The sequence below is a fragment of the Sulfurimonas sp. NWX367 genome (assembly GCF_039667065.1).
Classification (GTDB): domain Bacteria; phylum Campylobacterota; class Campylobacteria; order Campylobacterales; family Sulfurimonadaceae; genus Sulfurimonas; species Sulfurimonas hydrogeniphila.
In genome coordinates this window covers 518,585-534,930 of the sequence record NZ_JALCZM010000002.1, presented here as the reverse complement: position 1 = coordinate 534,930, position 16,346 = coordinate 518,585, and the positions used below count along the sequence as shown (strand labels likewise).

17 protein-coding genes are annotated in these 16,346 nt (G+C 38.5%); 5 read left to right on the top strand and 12 right to left on the bottom strand.

From position 1 onward, the window contains the following. Nucleotides 1-4 precede the first annotated feature (4 nt). Nucleotides 5-1,006 carry a type I glyceraldehyde-3-phosphate dehydrogenase gene (gene gap, locus MNY28_RS07365; RefSeq protein ID WP_346389378.1) on the bottom strand — a complete coding sequence of 334 codons (1,002 nt, stop codon included), beginning with the start codon at nucleotides 1,004-1,006 and terminating at the stop codon, nucleotides 5-7. Nucleotides 1,007-1,068: 62 nt separating this feature from the next. On the opposite strand from gap, the gene nadD reads away from it, so the two are divergent. Together nadD and rsfS are read left to right on the top strand one after the other, a co-directional pair. Further along, entirely contained in the window at nucleotides 1,069-1,641 is a 573-nt protein-coding gene (gene nadD, locus MNY28_RS07360; RefSeq protein ID WP_346389377.1) for a nicotinate (nicotinamide) nucleotide adenylyltransferase, read from the top strand. Next, nucleotides 1,601-1,918 carry a ribosome silencing factor gene (gene rsfS, locus MNY28_RS07355; RefSeq protein ID WP_151900963.1) on the top strand — a complete coding sequence of 106 codons (318 nt, stop codon included), beginning with the start codon at nucleotides 1,601-1,603 and terminating at the stop codon, nucleotides 1,916-1,918. The genes nadD and rsfS overlap by 41 nt, the downstream gene beginning before the upstream one ends. Here rsfS and mltF read toward each other — a convergent pair. The 6 genes from mltF to MNY28_RS07325 are packed head-to-tail and all read right to left on the bottom strand — an operon-like array spanning nucleotide 1,895 to nucleotide 8,978. Continuing rightward, nucleotides 1,895-3,325: a membrane-bound lytic murein transglycosylase MltF gene (gene mltF, locus MNY28_RS07350; protein WP_346389376.1), complete on the bottom strand. Its 1,431-nt coding sequence runs from the start codon at nucleotides 3,323-3,325 to the stop codon at nucleotides 1,895-1,897. The two genes, rsfS and mltF, sit on opposite strands and share 24 nt — an antisense overlap. Before the next feature lie 23 nt (nucleotides 3,326-3,348). Beyond that, complete coding sequence (locus tag MNY28_RS07345) at nucleotides 3,349-4,629, bottom strand: ArsS family sensor histidine kinase (RefSeq protein WP_188109982.1); 1,281 nt, start codon at nucleotides 4,627-4,629, stop codon at nucleotides 3,349-3,351. Further along, nucleotides 4,626-5,288 carry a response regulator transcription factor gene (locus tag MNY28_RS07340; RefSeq protein WP_151900965.1) on the bottom strand — a complete coding sequence of 221 codons (663 nt, stop codon included), beginning with the start codon at nucleotides 5,286-5,288 and terminating at the stop codon, nucleotides 4,626-4,628. Before MNY28_RS07340 ends, MNY28_RS07345 begins: the two co-directional genes overlap by 4 nt. A 33-nt stretch (nucleotides 5,289-5,321) precedes the next feature. After that, nucleotides 5,322-7,463, bottom strand: a complete 2,142-nt coding sequence (feoB, locus tag MNY28_RS07335) for a ferrous iron transport protein B (RefSeq protein WP_346389375.1) — start codon at nucleotides 7,461-7,463, stop codon at nucleotides 5,322-5,324. Next, nucleotides 7,460-7,687, bottom strand: a complete 228-nt coding sequence (locus MNY28_RS07330) for a FeoA family protein (RefSeq protein WP_151900967.1) — start codon at nucleotides 7,685-7,687, stop codon at nucleotides 7,460-7,462. The genes feoB and MNY28_RS07330 overlap by 4 nt, the downstream gene beginning before the upstream one ends. A 19-nt stretch (nucleotides 7,688-7,706) precedes the next feature. Beyond that, complete coding sequence (locus MNY28_RS07325) at nucleotides 7,707-8,978, bottom strand: OprD family outer membrane porin (protein WP_346389374.1); 1,272 nt, start codon at nucleotides 8,976-8,978, stop codon at nucleotides 7,707-7,709. Nucleotides 8,979-9,130: 152 nt separating this feature from the next. Between MNY28_RS07325 and MNY28_RS07320 the strand changes: the two genes are divergently transcribed. Next, complete coding sequence (locus MNY28_RS07320) at nucleotides 9,131-9,688, top strand: CDP-alcohol phosphatidyltransferase family protein (RefSeq protein ID WP_346389373.1); 558 nt, start codon at nucleotides 9,131-9,133, stop codon at nucleotides 9,686-9,688. A gap of 185 nt (nucleotides 9,689-9,873) precedes the next feature. Here the strand turns inward: MNY28_RS07320 and MNY28_RS07315 are convergent, their stop codons facing one another. The 3 genes from MNY28_RS07315 to MNY28_RS07305 are packed head-to-tail and all read right to left on the bottom strand — an operon-like array spanning nucleotide 9,874 to nucleotide 11,745. Next, nucleotides 9,874-10,260 carry a DoxX family protein gene (locus MNY28_RS07315; RefSeq protein ID WP_151900970.1) on the bottom strand — a complete coding sequence of 129 codons (387 nt, stop codon included), beginning with the start codon at nucleotides 10,258-10,260 and terminating at the stop codon, nucleotides 9,874-9,876. 1 nt (nucleotide 10,261) lies between these two features. Then, nucleotides 10,262-10,459, bottom strand: a complete 198-nt coding sequence (locus MNY28_RS07310) for a hypothetical protein (RefSeq protein WP_151900971.1) — start codon at nucleotides 10,457-10,459, stop codon at nucleotides 10,262-10,264. Continuing rightward, the gene (locus MNY28_RS07305) at nucleotides 10,456-11,745 is read right to left on the bottom strand and encodes a DNA recombination protein RmuC (protein WP_346389372.1); all 1,290 of its coding nucleotides are present in this window, start codon (nucleotides 11,743-11,745) and stop codon (nucleotides 10,456-10,458) included. The genes MNY28_RS07310 and MNY28_RS07305 overlap by 4 nt, the downstream gene beginning before the upstream one ends. Nucleotides 11,746-12,118: 373 nt before the next feature. Here MNY28_RS07305 and MNY28_RS07300 point away from each other — a divergent pair, with 373 nt between their 5' ends. After that, entirely contained in the window at nucleotides 12,119-13,672 is a 1,554-nt protein-coding gene (locus tag MNY28_RS07300; RefSeq protein WP_346389371.1) for a DEAD/DEAH box helicase, read from the top strand. A 5-nt stretch (nucleotides 13,673-13,677) separates the two neighbouring features. Beyond that, on the top strand, nucleotides 13,678-14,064 hold the full coding sequence (locus MNY28_RS07295; protein ID WP_151900974.1) for an HIT family protein: 387 nt from the start codon (nucleotides 13,678-13,680) through the stop codon (nucleotides 14,062-14,064). Between the two features lie 284 nt (nucleotides 14,065-14,348). On the opposite strand, the gene MNY28_RS07290 is transcribed toward MNY28_RS07295, so the two are convergent. Further along, a complete protein-coding gene (locus tag MNY28_RS07290) occupies nucleotides 14,349-15,347 on the bottom strand; it encodes a beta-ketoacyl-ACP synthase III (protein WP_151900976.1) in 999 nt (332 codons plus the stop codon). After that, nucleotides 15,348-16,346 (bottom strand): phosphate acyltransferase PlsX, encoded by a 999-nt coding sequence (gene plsX / locus MNY28_RS07285; RefSeq protein WP_151900977.1) that lies wholly within the window; start codon nucleotides 16,344-16,346, stop codon nucleotides 15,348-15,350.

The following is a 16,346-nucleotide window of genomic DNA, read 5'->3' as shown; positions in this document are numbered from 1 at the left end:
TGTCCTATTTTGAAATATGAAGAGCCATATCTAAAAGTCGTGACGAATAACCCCACTCATTGTCATACCATGCCATAACTTTTATCATGTTACCCCCGATAACCTGTGTCAAATCTTCTGCAACAACTGCACTGAACTGCGAGCCTACAAAATCTTGAGAAACGCGCATCTCTTTATCCATATGCAAAAGCCCTTTGAGTCTTGTATCTGCCATTTCGTTAAAAACAGCCGTCACTTCTTCTTTTGTTGTATTTTTGGAAACGACAACATTTAAATCAACCATAGAAACATCAGGTGTCGGTACACGTACTGACTGCCCATGCAGTTTTCCTTCAAGCTGAGGCATTACAAGGCTGATGGCTTTTGCTGCGCCCGTAGTTGTAGGAATCATGTTTATAGCACCGGCACGTGCACGGCGTTTGTCTTTGTTGTGTTTCACATCTAAAATATTTTGATCGTTGGTATAAGAGTGGATAGTCGTCATTAAGCCTTTTTCAATACCGAATGCATCATCAAGAACACGGGCAACAGGACCCAGACAGTTTGTTGTACAAGAGGCATTTGAAACGATCTTTTGTCCCGCATATTTTTCTTCATTGACACCCATCACAAATGTCGGTGTTGCTTTGTCTTTCGCAGGAGCAGAAAAAAGAACTTTTTGCACGCCGTTGTCAATATGCACCTGCGCGGACTCCTGTGTCAAAAAGACACCGGTACACTCCAAAACCATATCAGCGCCACATTCGGCAAACTTCAGGTTTTTTGGATCACGATCAGAAAAAACTCTTATTTTTTTCCCGTCAATTGCAATGTTTTCATCATCAAGCTGCACAACTTCACTCTCAAATGTTCCGTGAACAGAGTCATTTTTCAATAGATAGATCATCATATCTATATTTGCAGTGTCATTTATAGCGACAACTTCCACATCATCTCTTTTGTGTGCAATACGTGCCACACAACGACCTATTCTACCAAATCCGTTAATTGCTATTTTTAGTGCCATTATAGTTCCTAATATAAAATAATTGGGTAATTTTATCCAAAATTAGTTATAATTCGCATTAAATGAAAACGATAGCACTTTACGGAGGTTCATTTGACCCTCCACACATCGCACATGAGGCAATAGTCAAGGCTTTGGGCGAACTGGACTTTATTGACAAAGTAGTGGTAATGCCTACTTTTTTAAATCCGTTTAAAAAAACTTTTACTGCTCCGGCTGAGTTACGGCTGCAATGGCTGAGAGATATTTTTTCATCTTATAAAGATGTGGAAGTCAGTTCATATGAGGTCGACTTGAAAAAAAAAGTGCCGACAGTTGCGACAGTCAAACATTTGCTGGATAGTTATGACAAAATTTATTTGGTTATCGGTGCAGATAATTTAAAATCACTGCATCAATGGTATGCTTATGATGAACTGAAAAAACTGGTAACTTTTATAATTGTCACAAGAGACAGTATAAAAGTACCAAAAGATTTCATTCAGCTTAACATAGATGAAGACATATCTTCATCTATGTTAAGAGAAAATTTTGACAGTTCAAAAATACCAAAAAAAGTCAGAGATGAAATAACACAATATTACAAGGAACACAATGCAAGACAGAATACAAAACATAGTAAACACACTCGATAAAAACAAAGCGGAATCCATAGAGGTTTTTGATCTCCGTGACAAAAACTATTTCGTTGATTATGCGGTTATAGCCTCTTCTCTTGGACAAAAACACACCACTGCCCTTTTGGACCATTTGAAAAATGAACTCAAACCTGCCGAACATTTTAACAATGTAGATGAAAGCGGTGACTGGATTGTTGTTGATTTGGGTGATATACTTATTCACATCATGACTCCGGAATACAGAACAAAGTATGATATGGAAACATTTTTAGGGGAGCTTGGAAGTCACTAGATCAGTTTTCAACACCTTGTTTTGTTTATCTAAAATATCTTTATAGTTATAGATGGACTCAACATATTTGACAGGCTCTGCCCCTCTTGCATATCCGTATTTTAAAGTTCTGTAATACTTTTTTTGCGAGAGCAGAGGCAGTACTATTTTCAAATCACTCCAGACATTTGGATTAAGTCCCAGTTTTTTTGCAAGCTTTTGCGCATCTTTTATATGTCCCATACCTATATTGTAAGCAGCCAGGGCAAATTTTAGTCTGTTCTCCCCTTCTACCTCTTTGGGAACAAATTTTATCATCTGTTTTAAATGCCGTGTTCCGCCAATTACACTCTCTTTCGGATTCAATCTGTTTTTCACACCTAACATCTTTGCTGTACGTTGTGTCAGCATCATCAACCCGCGAACACCTGTAAAACTTTTGGCTTTTGCATTCCAGTGTGATTCTTGATACGAAACAGATGCCAACAGTGTCCACGGAATGTCAAATCTTTTTGCAGCATACTTAAAATATTTTTCATACTTTGGCAGTCTGCTTTTCATTCTTTTGTAAAACATTTTTGTATTATAATAATCAAAGAAAAGAATATAGCTGTAATAGTGGTCTTTAAGCTGTGTCATCTTGCCTTTTTGGTTATAATCATTGAGCCAGGCATACATATCAGCTTCTAGCTCTTTTGCATTTTTTGGGAGCAGCCATGCCAACTGTTCTCTTTTACTGATGGAAAAAGCAAGTGCTATTTCAGGAAAATACCGCAAATTAAGTGCATAGATATTTGAATCCGCTATTGTGCAGTCTATCTCATGTTTGGCAACTTTTTCAAGTAACTCTTCTGTTGAGTATTCTGAAGTTGTCGTTGCATTTATTTCATATCCGTCTGCCTGCAGTGATTTTATCGTTTCGCTGTAACTCGTATCAGCACCTACCATAATATTTAATCCTGCCAACTCCTCCACATTTCTTGGAAAATTTGATCCGCGTAACATTCCTCTGTTACAAATCACCTGCTCTTCGACTTCAAAATACGAAGGTCCAAAGTGAAATTTTTTTTCTCTGTGTGGTGTTTTTGACAAAGATGCAGATGTGATATGAATATTTGGATTTTTGGAGAGTGCTATCGCTTCTTTGACAGTATGTGCTGTTGTAATGTTTAAATCCACTCCCAAATGTTCTGCATATGACTGTAACAAATCATATTCAAAACCCTGTGGACCATCCGGACCTATATAGTAGGTCGAAGGAGCATTGAGCAGAACAACGTTTAAAGTTTTGTTTTCGCGAATTGTATCAAGCAGTGTTTGCTCCTGCTCTTTTTCATAGGGCACATAGGCAGTATGGCTCACCCAGCCAAATGCAAAAAAAGAGAGTGCAAAAACAAGTAATATGAAGCTGTACATGTATCTATTCATTGCATTAGTTTACATTTTTAAACTTATGCAAATATAAAACGGTTGACTCCGTTTTCATACTCATGCGCCAAAACCTGCCCATGTGCTTTAAGGATAGAGTCAACAAGATACAGTCCTAATCCAAAGCTGTTTTTCGATGGGTTGTCTTTTGTAAAAGGCTCTATGTAATACTGTAGAGGATGCGAAAGGCATGCACCTTTGCTTTCAAAACAAAGTTCGTTTTTGTCATTCATACGAATTGTAATATGCGAATCGGTAGCATATTTCATTGCATTGTCAATCATATTTTTAATAGCTGTCGTATAAAGTCTGTAGTTTACATGTACTTTTATTTTTCCGCTGATTTTTACTGTGACATGTTCTTTGTCAACCATAGCCATATCTATAGCTCCATCAATTACATCAAGCAGCCTGTACTCGGAAAAATCTTTTTTATCGCTCAGACTTGTCACCTCTTCTATCATTGCAAATTCAGTTACAAGTGTCTCCAGGCGTTTAAAAATAGAGCTGAATCTGTCTTTTTGTTTTTGCGAATCAAGCATCTGTGTGGCGATAGTCCCTTTGGCTATAGGCGTTTTCAACTCATGCATCAAATTTCTTAAAAAGAGTGTACGGGATTCCAACACAGTATTTATTTTCTGTCGTGCATTTTCAAGTTCATTGGCAACTGCACCGATTTCATCTTCACGGTTTGTTTTAAAAGAAATGTCCATATTTCCGTTACCGTACAATTCAATCTTTTTTCTCAATCTGATTAAAGGACGCAGTCTTTGAAGTATCAGAATAAAAGAGAGACTGATAATCATAAATATTGTAATATAGGAATAGAGCAGATTAATATAGCTATAAGGTTTTAAATCGTTGTCTTTGATCAGGATATCACCACTTGGTGTTTCTATATGAAAGTATATATTTCTTTTATACTGAATCATAGTCGCTCTGAGATTTGTTACGATATTTTTCGTATATAACCCTTTGTCATTGATAAGCAAGGAGGTTTTAAAACTTTTAAATCCCTCTCTTTTGAGAACTTTTCCTTTTTCAAATATCTCTTTTTTCAGTTTTTCATCTTTGGTGACTTCAAGATTATACACAGCCAGATTTGCCTCAAGCATAATCTCTGAACTCTGGCGCTGCTGATGTTCACGGTATATTTGGGTGATTACTGAGTATTTTGTAAAAATGTGGTTTATATACTGTTCTTTGTTAAGTTTGTAAAACTCCCAAAAGATTGCACTCAGACTTGTCAAAGAGACAACAAGTGCAAAAAGTACCGTAAATAAAACAGCATGACGTTTGATCATTTGAGGAGCTTGTATCCTACACCACGGACAGACTCTATGAGGGATTTGTCTCCGAGCTTGTTTCTGATGCGTCCGACCATTACATCTATACTTTTGTTGGATGAGTCTTCATTAATGGCATTGACATTATGAATCAAATCTTCACGAGACACAACCAGACCCTGTTTGCTTATCATATAAGACAATATTCCAAATTCTGCATTTGTCAACTCAATCTTGCGACCTTTATAGGTAATGGTCATCGTCTCTTTATCGCATTTGAAATCACTTTTTGATTCTGCTTTTTCTTCACTTTTTGCTTCATAACGACGCAGTACTGAGTGAATCCTTGCCTCAAGTTCTCTCGGGTCATACGGTTTTGGCAAGTAATCATCCGCACCGAGTTCCAGTGCTTTTATCTTGTCTGTCACATCACTTCTCGCACTTGAAATGATTATAGGAATATCCTGGCGTTCACGAATTGCTTCACAAACTTCCAGCCCGTCCATACCCGGCAATGTCAAGTCCAGTATAACCAAGTCAAAAGGCTCTAACTTTAATATACTTACTGCTTTAAAAGGGTCGTCTTCAGTGACAACCTCAAACTCAAATTGTTCGAGATACTCTGTAAGTATCTCTGCCAGTTCCAAGTCATCTTCAATCATTAATATTTTTTGCATAATTTATTTTAACCAATCTAATCTAATAATGGGTTAATAACCCAGTAAGAGTGTTATATGATATGCTAAAAAAGCAAGAACATATGCCGTAATACTCGTAAATGCCAACAGATAAAAGAAATACTTCAAGCCGCCTGCTTCACGGGTAAATACGACAGAAGCGGCAAAACACGGAAGATATACCATGATTATCACTATAAACGCTACAGCTGATGCAAAAGAGATATTTTTGCTGATGGCATCTTTTAGCGAATAGGTTGTCTCATCGACATTTTCACCAAGTGCATACAATACACCCAGTGTTGAAACAATGACCTCTTTTGCCGCCAAGCCGGTTTCAAGTGCCACCGCCATTTTCCAATCCAGTCCAAGCGGACGAAAAAGCGGCTCGGAAAATGCACCGATTCGTCCCAAATAGCTCTGTTGTAAATTTTTACTTGCAAATTCGTTTGTCAGTTTTGCTTTTGCCTCTGCTGTTTGTGCCTGTTCTATTTTTACTTCATATTTTTTTTCTAACTCCGTATTGTGTGGATAATTACTTAAAAACCAGATAAGTATGGTAGCTCCGGCAATAAAAGTCCCCGCTTTTTTCAGATACATCAGTGTTTTTGAAACTACCGTATGCCATACAAGCTTGAAAGATGGCAAACGGTACTTTGGCATCTCCATAACAAAAGGTTCATCTACCCCTTTAAAAGCCGTAATTTTTAAAATTTTGGCAGCAATCAGCCCGAGCATTGCACCTGTAATATAGATAGCAAAAAGAACATTGCCTGCAATCGATTCACTGAAAAATGCTCCGGCAAAAAGCACATATACAGGCAGTCTTGCCCCACAGGACATAAAACTGATGATAAAAAGTGTGAGCAGTCTGTCTCTGTCATTTTTGAGGATTCTCGCACTCATATAAGCCGGAATGGAACATCCAAAACCGGTTACCAAAGGAATAAAACTCTGTCCGTGCAAACCAAATTTATGGAAAAATCCATCGAGCAAAAAAGCGACCCGTGACATGTAACCGGTACTCTCAAGCAAGGCTATCCCTATAAAGAGGATAATGATATTCGGTGTAAAAAGCACAACCGCTCCCACTCCCGCAATAAGCCCGTCAACAACCAAAGAACGTATATCCTCATTAGTGATTGTTGCACCGATGGCATCTCCAAACCAACCAAAAAATCCGTCAATCCACTCCATAGGTACTGCACCCAGTACAAAGGTAAGCTGAAAAAGCCCCCACATTAAAAACAAAAATATAGGAATACCGTATAAAGGATGAATCAAAACAGAATCGATCTTTTCCGTAATTGTCTTTTTCTCTTTTTCCTGTTTTGTTACTTTCACGACTTCAGCAACAATACCTCGGTTAAAAGAGGCATATTCTTCGGCAAAAGCTTCCTTGATGTCATCTGTATCATGGTGCAGTTCTATATGTTTGGACGCTTCTATCAAAATAGGCTGCAACTCTATCCAAATAGGATCATCATGCAGTTTTTCATAAGTTTTTCTGTTTTCCTTTAAAAGATTTATTGCAATATTTCTATAACTGTTTTTTGCTTCATATTTGTGTTTTTTCAGATAAGAGACTATCTTTTGTATCTCTTCTTCAACCGGTTCGCTAAATACAAGCTTCGGTTCAAGTTTGGGCTTTTCATGCACATCAACAACCATGTTTATCAACTCTTCTATCCCTGTTTTTTGTGCTGCTGAAACTTTTACACAGGGGACATTGAGCAGTTCGGACATATACTCGGCATTTATCTCTATGCCCTCTTTATCCGCTTCGTCACTCATGTTCAGGGCAATGACCATCTTTTTACTCATCGTAAAAAGTTCTGCTGTGAGTTGGAGATTTTTTTCCAGATTTGTAGAGTCTACAACATTGATAATAATATCATAGTCTTCCGCGCAAAGATAATCTCTTGTGACTCTCTCTTCTATTGTATAGTCCGTAAATGCGTAGGTTCCGGGCAAATCAACAACAGTAAAATGATAATGTTTATAATCAAACAACACCTCTGTTTTATCCACTGTCACACCGGAAAAGTTTCCTACATGCAAGTGGGCATTGGAGACAGAGTTAATCAGCATACTTTTACCGACATTCGGCTGTCCCACAAGTGCTACTTTAATATGATTGGCAATAATCGGGCATACTTTTGTTTCTTCATTCATATTGTTTCAACCTCAATAAGTTCTGCTTCTTCGGCACGTAAGGCAATTCGCATTTTTCCTACTTTTACTTCTATTGTTTTTTTTCGCGGGGCATGCTCTAGTACCTGCAGTTGTGTATCTTTCATAATGCCAAAGGAGATAAGTCTTTGTTTTAAATCATAATTTGTCGCCAACTTTAAAACCTTTACTTTTTCGCCTTTTTCACAGTCTATTAATTTTTTCATTTTATTCACTTTGTCTCTTTTAAAAATTATAATTAAGCATAAACTGAACACGATTCCAGTCATGGTCTGTATTTACAGAGTTTTCTTTATCTTTTTGCATACTGTATACACATGCAAACAATAATTCATTATCTATATTATACTCTAAACTTACATCTTGTTCTATTATATGTGCTTTCTCACCCAAACTGTTTGCATTTCCTTTAAAATCACCATAGGCATACAAAAGAGTAAAAATCTCTGTTGTATAACCAATTGAGGATACCAAAGCATGCGCATCCCTGTCATCCGCAATATCATCCAATATGAGTGTATCCATACTGCTAAAAAGTGTTCCTCCGCCAAATCCGCTAAAACTTGCTGTGGCAGGGTCGTTTAAAGATTTGTCATAGGCAATACTCAAACTGATTCCCTTTACTACAAATTCAAACAACCCGCCATAAATCGTAGTGTCATAAGCACTTGAAGCCAACTCTTTTTCATTTAAATACTGCAAAACACAGTGAAGGATCATATCCTCATTAAAATGGTACTGAATCCCTCCATCGAGGTAAAATGCATTTGTTACATCTGTAATATTATAAACCCAAAGATTTAATTCCCATACATTATGATAGCTTAGCCCGCCAAAATTTGTCCCTCGGCTACCCGTTTTTTCCCATGGAGTATCCAGTCCGGCATCAACTCCCTGCCATGACTGAATATTTCCGGCCATCATCTCTAACCCGCCATCCGAATAAGATGCAACATACGCTTCAAAAGTATTACTTATCATACGGATATCATCACTGTCAGCCAGTGGAGTGTCTAAAATCTGGCGTCCTGCCCTTATGTTAAATGCTTTATATTTATAATTTATATATGCTTCGGCAAGCTGCGTATAACTGCCGTCACTTGAAGAGAGTTCACTGTTGTGCCGAGTTCCCTCACCTGTTGCAAAGCCTAGATCATGTGATATGTAAACAGCCGCACCCGCATTAAAACCCTGCAGTTCTGCCAACTCATACTTTAACTTTCCGCCAAGTGCAGTCGCATAATTATTCGCCACATTTTGTTCTTTTTGCTCATATCCGGCAAACATAATCCTAAGCTGACCTGAGACTCTGGCATCTTCAAACATGTGTTCAATATTATTTATTGGAGAAACTTTTCTCACCTGCATCAAGGCCTCTTTGTCTATATTTTTTCTTACAGAGTGAAGACGTTTCTCATTGACTGATGTTTGTTCGGCAGCACTCAGCAATGCTGTAAAAGAAAAATATAATATACTGAGTCTAATAATTTTTAGCATAAAATTCCTATTTATGATTTTGATATGCAATAATAATTCAGTTCTACTTACAGTAAGCTTAATGATATTGATAATATTTATCATATCTTTCTATTCTGTTTAATATGATTTTGCTATAATTGCATTTATATTTTACAAAGGCAGCTATTTATATGAAATTTTTATGGACACCCTCTTCTCACTTTAATCTCGCAAATGTGTTTACCTTTGTCAACATCACAGCAGGACTCCTTGCAACCTATTTTATCACACAGAACAATTTTACTTTGGCGATAGTTTTGGCATGGATTGGCGGTGCTTTTGATATATTTGACGGAAAAATTGCAAGAAAGTATAAACTCTCCAATGAGTTTGGGGTACAGCTTGACAGCTTTGCAGATTTTTTAAGTTTTGTTCTCGTTCCTGTCTTTTTGATATTTCAAGCCGCATATGCACCTTCTTTGCATGGGTTGTGGTTTATTCTTGCGGCAATTGCAAGTATCTACTATGTGATATCAGGGCTGCGCCGTCTTATCCATTTCAATTTGCATACCGACGCCGGTGCGGTTGATAAATATTTTACGGGTGTGCCGACGCCGCTTGGAGCAATTCTGCTCTGGCTTGTCTATTTGTTAAATACTTACAATATTTTACCGGCATACGGAGTTATCGTTTGTATGTTGCTTATCGGCTGGAGTTTGAATTCTACTATAAAGGTAAAACATCCCTAAGCATCAGGCTTTAAAGACACAAGCCCGCACTGAAGTACGGGTTCCAAGGGTGCTTAAAATGTAAGTTTGCCATGTCAGCTTATAAATTTTTTGCAGCATATATTTCAGTCTGAATGCCATTAAACTAAGGAACTTTTCGGAACCCGTACTTCAGTGCGGGCTTTAAGCTTTAAAATCTCCATTTTCTATTTGGAATTTACAGCGTATTTTCCGCTTCCAAGAAGTATGACAAGCAGAGACAGTATCAGATAAAGCAACGGTGTCTCCCAGGACAAACCTCCAAACTTTGAAAGTGTCAGTGAAAATCCATATGCCAAATAGATTGCCGCAAACATATTCACAACCAAGGCAGTCGCCGCCACTCTGGCATAGAGCCCTAAAATAATAAAAATTGGCGCTATCAACTCCCCAAAGTAGACGCCATAGGCTAAAAACTCAGGCAATCCCGCACTGACAACCAGACTTTTAACACCGCCTATACCATGTATGACTTTGTGAATTCCGTGAAACAGGATCAACACACCCAAACTTATTCGCAACAGCAGTTTTGCAATATCCTGATTTTGAAACATTTTATCCCTTTTTCTCTGTTATTTTAAATTTGCATGAACCGACACTTATTACCTTACCCTTTTTCACAGCCTCTTTTATATAAGCAAAAACACCCTCTACATCATCATTGCCTATTTCTTCTTCTATTATTTTTAAAATATCCTTCTCAGATGTCAGCGTCCAGCTCTTTTCATAATTGTACCTTGTCTCTATTTTCATGTATCGTCTCCATCATCTTCACTCTTGAGCGGCAACTCTTTTTTCGGCTTTAATCCCAGTGCTTTCATATTTTGCGCTCTTTTGATAACATTGCCGCGTCCCGTGCTGAGTCTGTTCATCGCCTTGTCATAAGAGTCCTGTGTTTTTTGCAGGTAGGCTCCTATGTGTTTCATCTCTTCAACAAATAATACAAGTTTGTCATACATCGCTTCTGCTTCTGCGGCTATCTTTTTTGCATGTTCTTCCTGTCTTTGCGTTCGCCAGATGTGCTCTATGGTTCTGAGCGTTACAAGCAGCGTAGAAGGAGATACGACTAAAATATTGTTTTCATAGGCACGCTTGAAAAATTCACCGTCTTGTTCAAGTGCCAGTAAAAAAGCCCCTTCAATCGGCATAAAAAGCAGAACAAAATCAAGCGTATTGACCCCTTCAAGTTTTTCATAGTTTTTTGCACTCAGCTCTTTTATATGTGAAGAGATACTTGCAATATGCTCTTTTAAGGCTTTTGCTTTTTCTTCAGGCTCATCCGCATTGACAAACCGTTCATACGCAGTTAGTGAGACCTTGGAATCCACTATAATATCTCGCTTTTGCGGCATATGTATTATGACATCGGGTCGGTATGTTTTACCCTCGTTTGACTTGAGTGTGGCCTGAAGTTCATACTCAACCCCATCACGCAGACCGGATTGTTCCAAGATATTTTCTAAAACCAGTTCACCCCAGTTTCCCTGCGTTTTGTTCTCGCCTTTGAGGGCATTGGTCAGGTTGAGCGCTTCTTGTGCCAGTGTTTCATTCATCATTTTCAGGCGATGCAGTTCATCTTTGAGCAAATGGCGGTCTTTGAGTTCCACTTCAAACTGTTCTCTTGCCTCTTTTGAAAAATTTGTTATCTGCTCGCGAAAAGGTTTTAAAAGCAGTTCCAGCTGCTCTTTGTTTGCACTGCTGAACTGTTTTGACTTGTCTTCAAATATTTTATTTGCCAAAATTTTAAATTCCTGTGAAAGTTCTTCTTTTGCTTTTTGTAAAACTTCCAATTTCTCAGCCGATGCTTTCATCTCATCATTGTATCTCGCATTTAAAACCGCATATTCAATCTCCAACGCATTATAGTCTTCTTTTAGCTGTTCATACGAACCATTGAGTGTAAAATAACTGCTTTGTAACTCTTCTGCCTTTACATGTAAACGTTTGTTCGTGTTTTTTTCTTTTAAATAAAAATATAAAACCAGTAAAAATGAGAGGAGCAAAAAAGCAATAACGACTAAAGAGATGTTTTCATTCATATAAAACCTTCTATAATTTTCTTTTGTGTATTATACTGGATTTTGCCCAGACTTGAAGTCTCAATGCCGTTAAGTTAAGCAAAAAACTGCTGAGAAACTTCTCGGAATCGGTACTTTAGTGCCGACTATGAGCGCTCTTTTATCATTCCAGACCAGACTACAAAAAAATTTACCTGCTCTTTTGTAGCATTATAAACTTAAGTAATTAAAAATATTTGCAACTTTACTGTAAATATTAAAAAATTTAGCTATAATTCCATAAATATTTTAAGGGGAAGATGCCCTGATAGACTTAAAGTGGAAATTTTAGTAGAACTTGCGTCATCTCCTTATGTATAAAAAGGCTTCAAAAGCCTGTTAAAAAAGGATAATGATGCAAGAAACTGCACAAGAAACACAAACAACAACTACAGAAGAACCTACAATCACATTTGATTCGTTAAACCTAAAACCAGAAATACTTAAAAGTGTTAAATTCGCCGGCTTTACAGTCCCCTCTCCTATTCAGGAACAGGCAATTCCTATCATACTTGAAGGCCGTGATATGGTCGGTCAGGCACACACGGGTACAGGAAAAACAGCAGCTTTTTCACTTCCTGTTCTTTCAAACATGAAACTCAACGGCAAAGTGGAGATGCTTGTCATCACACCAACACGGGAACTCGCAACACAGGTTAGTGATGAAATATTCAAATATGGCCGTAATCTGAATGTAAAGACAGTTACCGTATACGGGGGAAGCTCTTATAAGCGCCAACTTGACCTTATCGGTCGCGGTGCAAGTGTTGTCGTAGCAACACCCGGAAGAATGCTCGATCTCTTAAAAAGAAATATGCTCAACAATTTTGCACCGAGTGTCGTTGTACTTGATGAGGCAGATGAGATGCTTGACATGGGATTTTTGGATGACATCACTGAAATTTTCTCTTATCTTCCGACAGACAGACAGACTCTGCTTTTCTCGGCAACTATGCCGCAGCCGATTAAAAATCTTGCAAACAAGATTTTAAAAGACCCTGCTTTTGTCTCTATCACAAAAGGGGAGACAACAAATGCCGATATCGAACAGGAGTATTATGTCATTGATGAGCACGAAAGAGATGATGCGATTATTCGCCTTATGGATGCTGAAAACAGTACAAAATCAGTTGTCTTTTGTAGAACAAAATCAGAAGTTGACAGATTAAGCAATGTTCTTTCAAATGCAGGATATCTGGCGAACGGTCTGCACGGTGACATGGAGCAGCGTCAGCGTGAGACTGTTATCAAAGGTTTCAAAAACGACTCTGTCAAAGTCCTTGTGGCAACCGATGTGGCTGCCCGCGGTATACATGTAAGCAATATTTCTCATGTATTCAACTATCATATTCCTTTTGATCCTGAGTCTTATGTTCACCGTATCGGGAGAACAGGACGTGCAGGAACAAAAGGAAAGGCTATCACACTGTTGACACCTTTGGAGTTTAAAGAACTGCAGCGTATCAAACAAAAAGTCGGTACCTCAATGAATCATGCATTCGTGCCAAGCAAAAATGATTTGCGTGAATCTACTGTGGAAAAAATGGTCAAAACAATTGAAGACCAAAAAATATATGATGAGGCACATAAAATTCTTGACCGTCTCAAAGAAGATATAGACGAAGAAAAAATCATGTTCAAACTCATCTCTATGATCCTGGACAGACAGGATATAAAAGGGCCAAGCAATATCGGTATTCCTGCTGACAAACTTGCTGCTATCCTGGAACGTGCCGGAAAACGCAATGACAGTCGAGGAAAAGGCGGCAGAGGCCGTGGCGGCTTCCGCGGAAACAGCCGTAACCGTTCAGGCGGAGACAGAAACCGTTCGGGCGGCGAAAGAAACCGTGACGGCGGCGGATACAGAGGCAGCAGAAGTTCTTCAAACAGAAACCGAAACAGAGACTAGTTTTTATGGACACTCTCATCATTTATGAAGATGAAAACTTTTTTATAGAAAAAGAAGAGAGTGAAATTCCCTGGCTCAAAATCTTCACAAAAAAGCCTTACAAAGAGCTTGGAGACATGCCAAAAGAGCTGCGCCTGCAGCTCTTTGAAATCTTTGATATCATCGAAGATGAAATGAAAAAATATTACAAACCTTCCAAAATAAATATGGCTTCCTTCGCAAATATGCTTCCGCGCGTCCATTTACATGTAATGGCAAGATTTGAAAATGACAGCTGCTTTCCTAATCCGATGTGGGGTGAAAAGCTAAGAGATGCTGTTTTAAACCTGCCGGATGAAGCAGAATTTTATAAAAGAGTTGTTGTAGCTTTAAAACAAATCAGCCTGGGTTAAAACCTAGCCTACGTGCTCTTTTAGAAACGGTGCTTTAGCATTTTAACAAAATATCATCGGAACCGGTACTTTAGTGCCGGCTATTGGCGTTTTTCTGCCACTCTCGCCCGCACTAAAGTACGGGTTCCGAAATAGTTGGCAATTGAGAAGCAAAAAAAATATTTTTCGCCTCTCAAGTTCTCATTTTTATTCTAGTTCAAGGCGGATATAAATATATTTGAGGAGCTTACTATAGTAAGTGACGAAAAGATATTATTATCCAACGCAGAAATTGGATAAAAATGTTACTTGAGTGGTGAAAAAGGGATAAGGGCGCTTCCCCAGGTTAATCCTCCGCCAAAGGCGTCAAGCAGCATCAGCTCACCAGGCTCAAGTTCCCCTGATTCATACAGATCATTAATAGCCATCGGAATGGAAGCTCCTGAAGTATTTCCATACTTTTGTACAGTGATTACGACCTGATCATCTCTCATTTTTAAAGCTTCGCCAACAGCTTTGATAATTCTCAAATTTGCCTGATGCGGAATAAAATGTTTGATATTTTCACTTTTTATGTTATTTTCTTCTAAAATTTCTTTAACATCTTTTGTCAGCGTACGCACAGCTACTTTAAAAGTTTCATTGCCTTTCATCTGCATAAAACAGCTTCCCGCTTCACTTTCAAGTGCATCATGTGCAGAACCGCTGCCGCCGTTTGGTGTCATTAGCAAATCTGCATATTGACCGTCAGCACCTGTATGTACATCTATAATAGCTTCACTTTTATCATCTGTTGCAGAAATTACAGCAGCCCCTGCACCGTCACCAAAGAGTATACATGTACCGCGGTCACTGTAATCTGTAATAGCAGAGAGTTTTTCCGCACCGATGATTAAAATGTTTTTTTTCATCCCTGATTCTATAAATGCTTTTGCTATTGCCAAAACATAGATAAAGCCTGTGCACGCTGCAGAAATGTCAAAAGCAGTGGCATTTTTGATACCCAGTTTTGTAGCAATGACTGTTGCGGTTGATGGCATACAAAAGTAGTCGGGTGAAATTGTAGCGGTTATTACCATATCTATCTCAGAGCTCTCTATACCGCTTCGCTCTAAGGCTTTTTGCGCGGCTTTTGCACCTAAATCACTTGTAAATTCATCTTTAGCAGCAATGTGACGCTCTTTAATTCCCGTTCTTTTGGTAATCCATTCATCTGAAGTGTCCACCATATGAGAGAGTTCTTCATTTGTAAGTATTTTTTCGGGCACATAGGCACCAATAGAGCGAAATGCAGCGTAAGCCATTTAGATATCCTTTTGTTTTAACTCTTGAAGCCTTGCAATAATATGTCTGTTAACGCCGGTATCGACATAATCAATAGCCTGATAAATTGCATTTTCAATTGCCCTGGCATTACTTTTTCCATGACTGACAATTGCACAGCCTTTTATACCGATAAGAGGAGCTCCTCCTATCTCGGCATAATCTATCTCTTTTTTTAAAAGTTTGAAAACTTTTCTCATTAACAGTGCGCCGGTAATGCGAATAGGAGATTTTTTTATATAGTCTTTAATCAGTTGTGAGATTGTAGAGGCAACACCTTCACTTGTTTTAAGGACCAGATTTCCTACAAAGCCGTCACATGTAATAACATCACAGCTTCCGTTAAAAATATCACCGCCTTCGACATTTCCTTTAAAGCCTTTGTAACCTTCTAAAATTTTGAAGGCTGCTTTTGTGACTTCGTTCCCTTTGGAGTCTTCTTCACCATTGGCTAAAAGCCCGATACTCGGCTCTGCTATACCTAAAACATCTTCTGCATAACAACCGCCCATAACAGCAAATTCTGCCAAATGCTCAGGTTTGGAATCTACATTTGCCCCCACATCCAAAAGAACAGAACGACGCCCTGTTTTTGTTGGCATCAATGTGACAAGTGCAGGACGGGAAACACCCTGCAGGCGACCAAGTCTTAAAGTGGCAAGTGTCATTGTGGCACCACTGTGTCCGGCTGAAACCACACCGTCTGCCTGACCGTCTCTAACTAAATCCACAGCTTTATAGATACTGCTCTCTTTGCGTTTTACTGCATCTGTTGCAGCATCACTCATTGCAATGATATCCTGAGACTCGACAATTAAAATCTTATCTCTATAACGTTTTGGTAACAGAGGTAAAATTTCTGATTTATTTCCTACAAGTATCGGAGTGAATCTTTTCTTTTTGAGTGCTTTTATGCATCCGTTTACAATCGGCTCGGGACCAAAGTCCCCGCCCATTGCGTCAATAGCAATTTTTACCAT

What these genes read in the sequence shown, in the direction of transcription:
- MNY28_RS07340 (WP_151900965.1), bottom strand. Translation starts at nt 5,288, where the DNA reads ATGCAAAAAATATTAATGATTGAAGATGACTTGGAACTGGCAGAGATA.
- MNY28_RS07300 (WP_346389371.1), top strand. Translation starts at nt 12,119, where the DNA reads ATGCAAGAAACTGCACAAGAAACACAAACAACAACTACAGAAGAACCT.
- plsX (WP_151900977.1), bottom strand. Translation starts at nt 16,346, where the DNA reads ATGGTAAAAATTGCTATTGACGCAATGGGCGGGGACTTTGGTCCCGAG.
- MNY28_RS07310 (WP_151900971.1), bottom strand. Translation starts at nt 10,459, where the DNA reads ATGAAAATAGAGACAAGGTACAATTATGAAAAGAGCTGGACGCTGACA.
- mltF (WP_346389376.1), bottom strand. Translation starts at nt 3,325, where the DNA reads ATGAATAGATACATGTACAGCTTCATATTACTTGTTTTTGCACTCTCT.
- rsfS (WP_151900963.1), top strand. Translation starts at nt 1,601, where the DNA reads ATGCAAGACAGAATACAAAACATAGTAAACACACTCGATAAAAACAAA.
- gap (WP_346389378.1), bottom strand. Translation starts at nt 1,006, where the DNA reads ATGGCACTAAAAATAGCAATTAACGGATTTGGTAGAATAGGTCGTTGT.
- MNY28_RS07325 (WP_346389374.1), bottom strand. Translation starts at nt 8,978, where the DNA reads ATGCTAAAAATTATTAGACTCAGTATATTATATTTTTCTTTTACAGCA.
- MNY28_RS07290 (WP_151900976.1), bottom strand. Translation starts at nt 15,347, where the DNA reads ATGGCTTACGCTGCATTTCGCTCTATTGGTGCCTATGTGCCCGAAAAA.
- feoB (WP_346389375.1), bottom strand. Translation starts at nt 7,463, where the DNA reads ATGAATGAAGAAACAAAAGTATGCCCGATTATTGCCAATCATATTAAA.
- MNY28_RS07295 (WP_151900974.1), top strand. Translation starts at nt 13,678, where the DNA reads ATGGACACTCTCATCATTTATGAAGATGAAAACTTTTTTATAGAAAAA.
- nadD (WP_346389377.1), top strand. Translation starts at nt 1,069, where the DNA reads ATGAAAACGATAGCACTTTACGGAGGTTCATTTGACCCTCCACACATC.
- MNY28_RS07305 (WP_346389372.1), bottom strand. Translation starts at nt 11,745, where the DNA reads ATGAATGAAAACATCTCTTTAGTCGTTATTGCTTTTTTGCTCCTCTCA.
- MNY28_RS07330 (WP_151900967.1), bottom strand. Translation starts at nt 7,687, where the DNA reads ATGAAAAAATTAATAGACTGTGAAAAAGGCGAAAAAGTAAAGGTTTTA.
- MNY28_RS07320 (WP_346389373.1), top strand. Translation starts at nt 9,131, where the DNA reads ATGAAATTTTTATGGACACCCTCTTCTCACTTTAATCTCGCAAATGTG.
- MNY28_RS07315 (WP_151900970.1), bottom strand. Translation starts at nt 10,260, where the DNA reads ATGTTTCAAAATCAGGATATTGCAAAACTGCTGTTGCGAATAAGTTTG.
- MNY28_RS07345 (WP_188109982.1), bottom strand. Translation starts at nt 4,629, where the DNA reads ATGATCAAACGTCATGCTGTTTTATTTACGGTACTTTTTGCACTTGTT.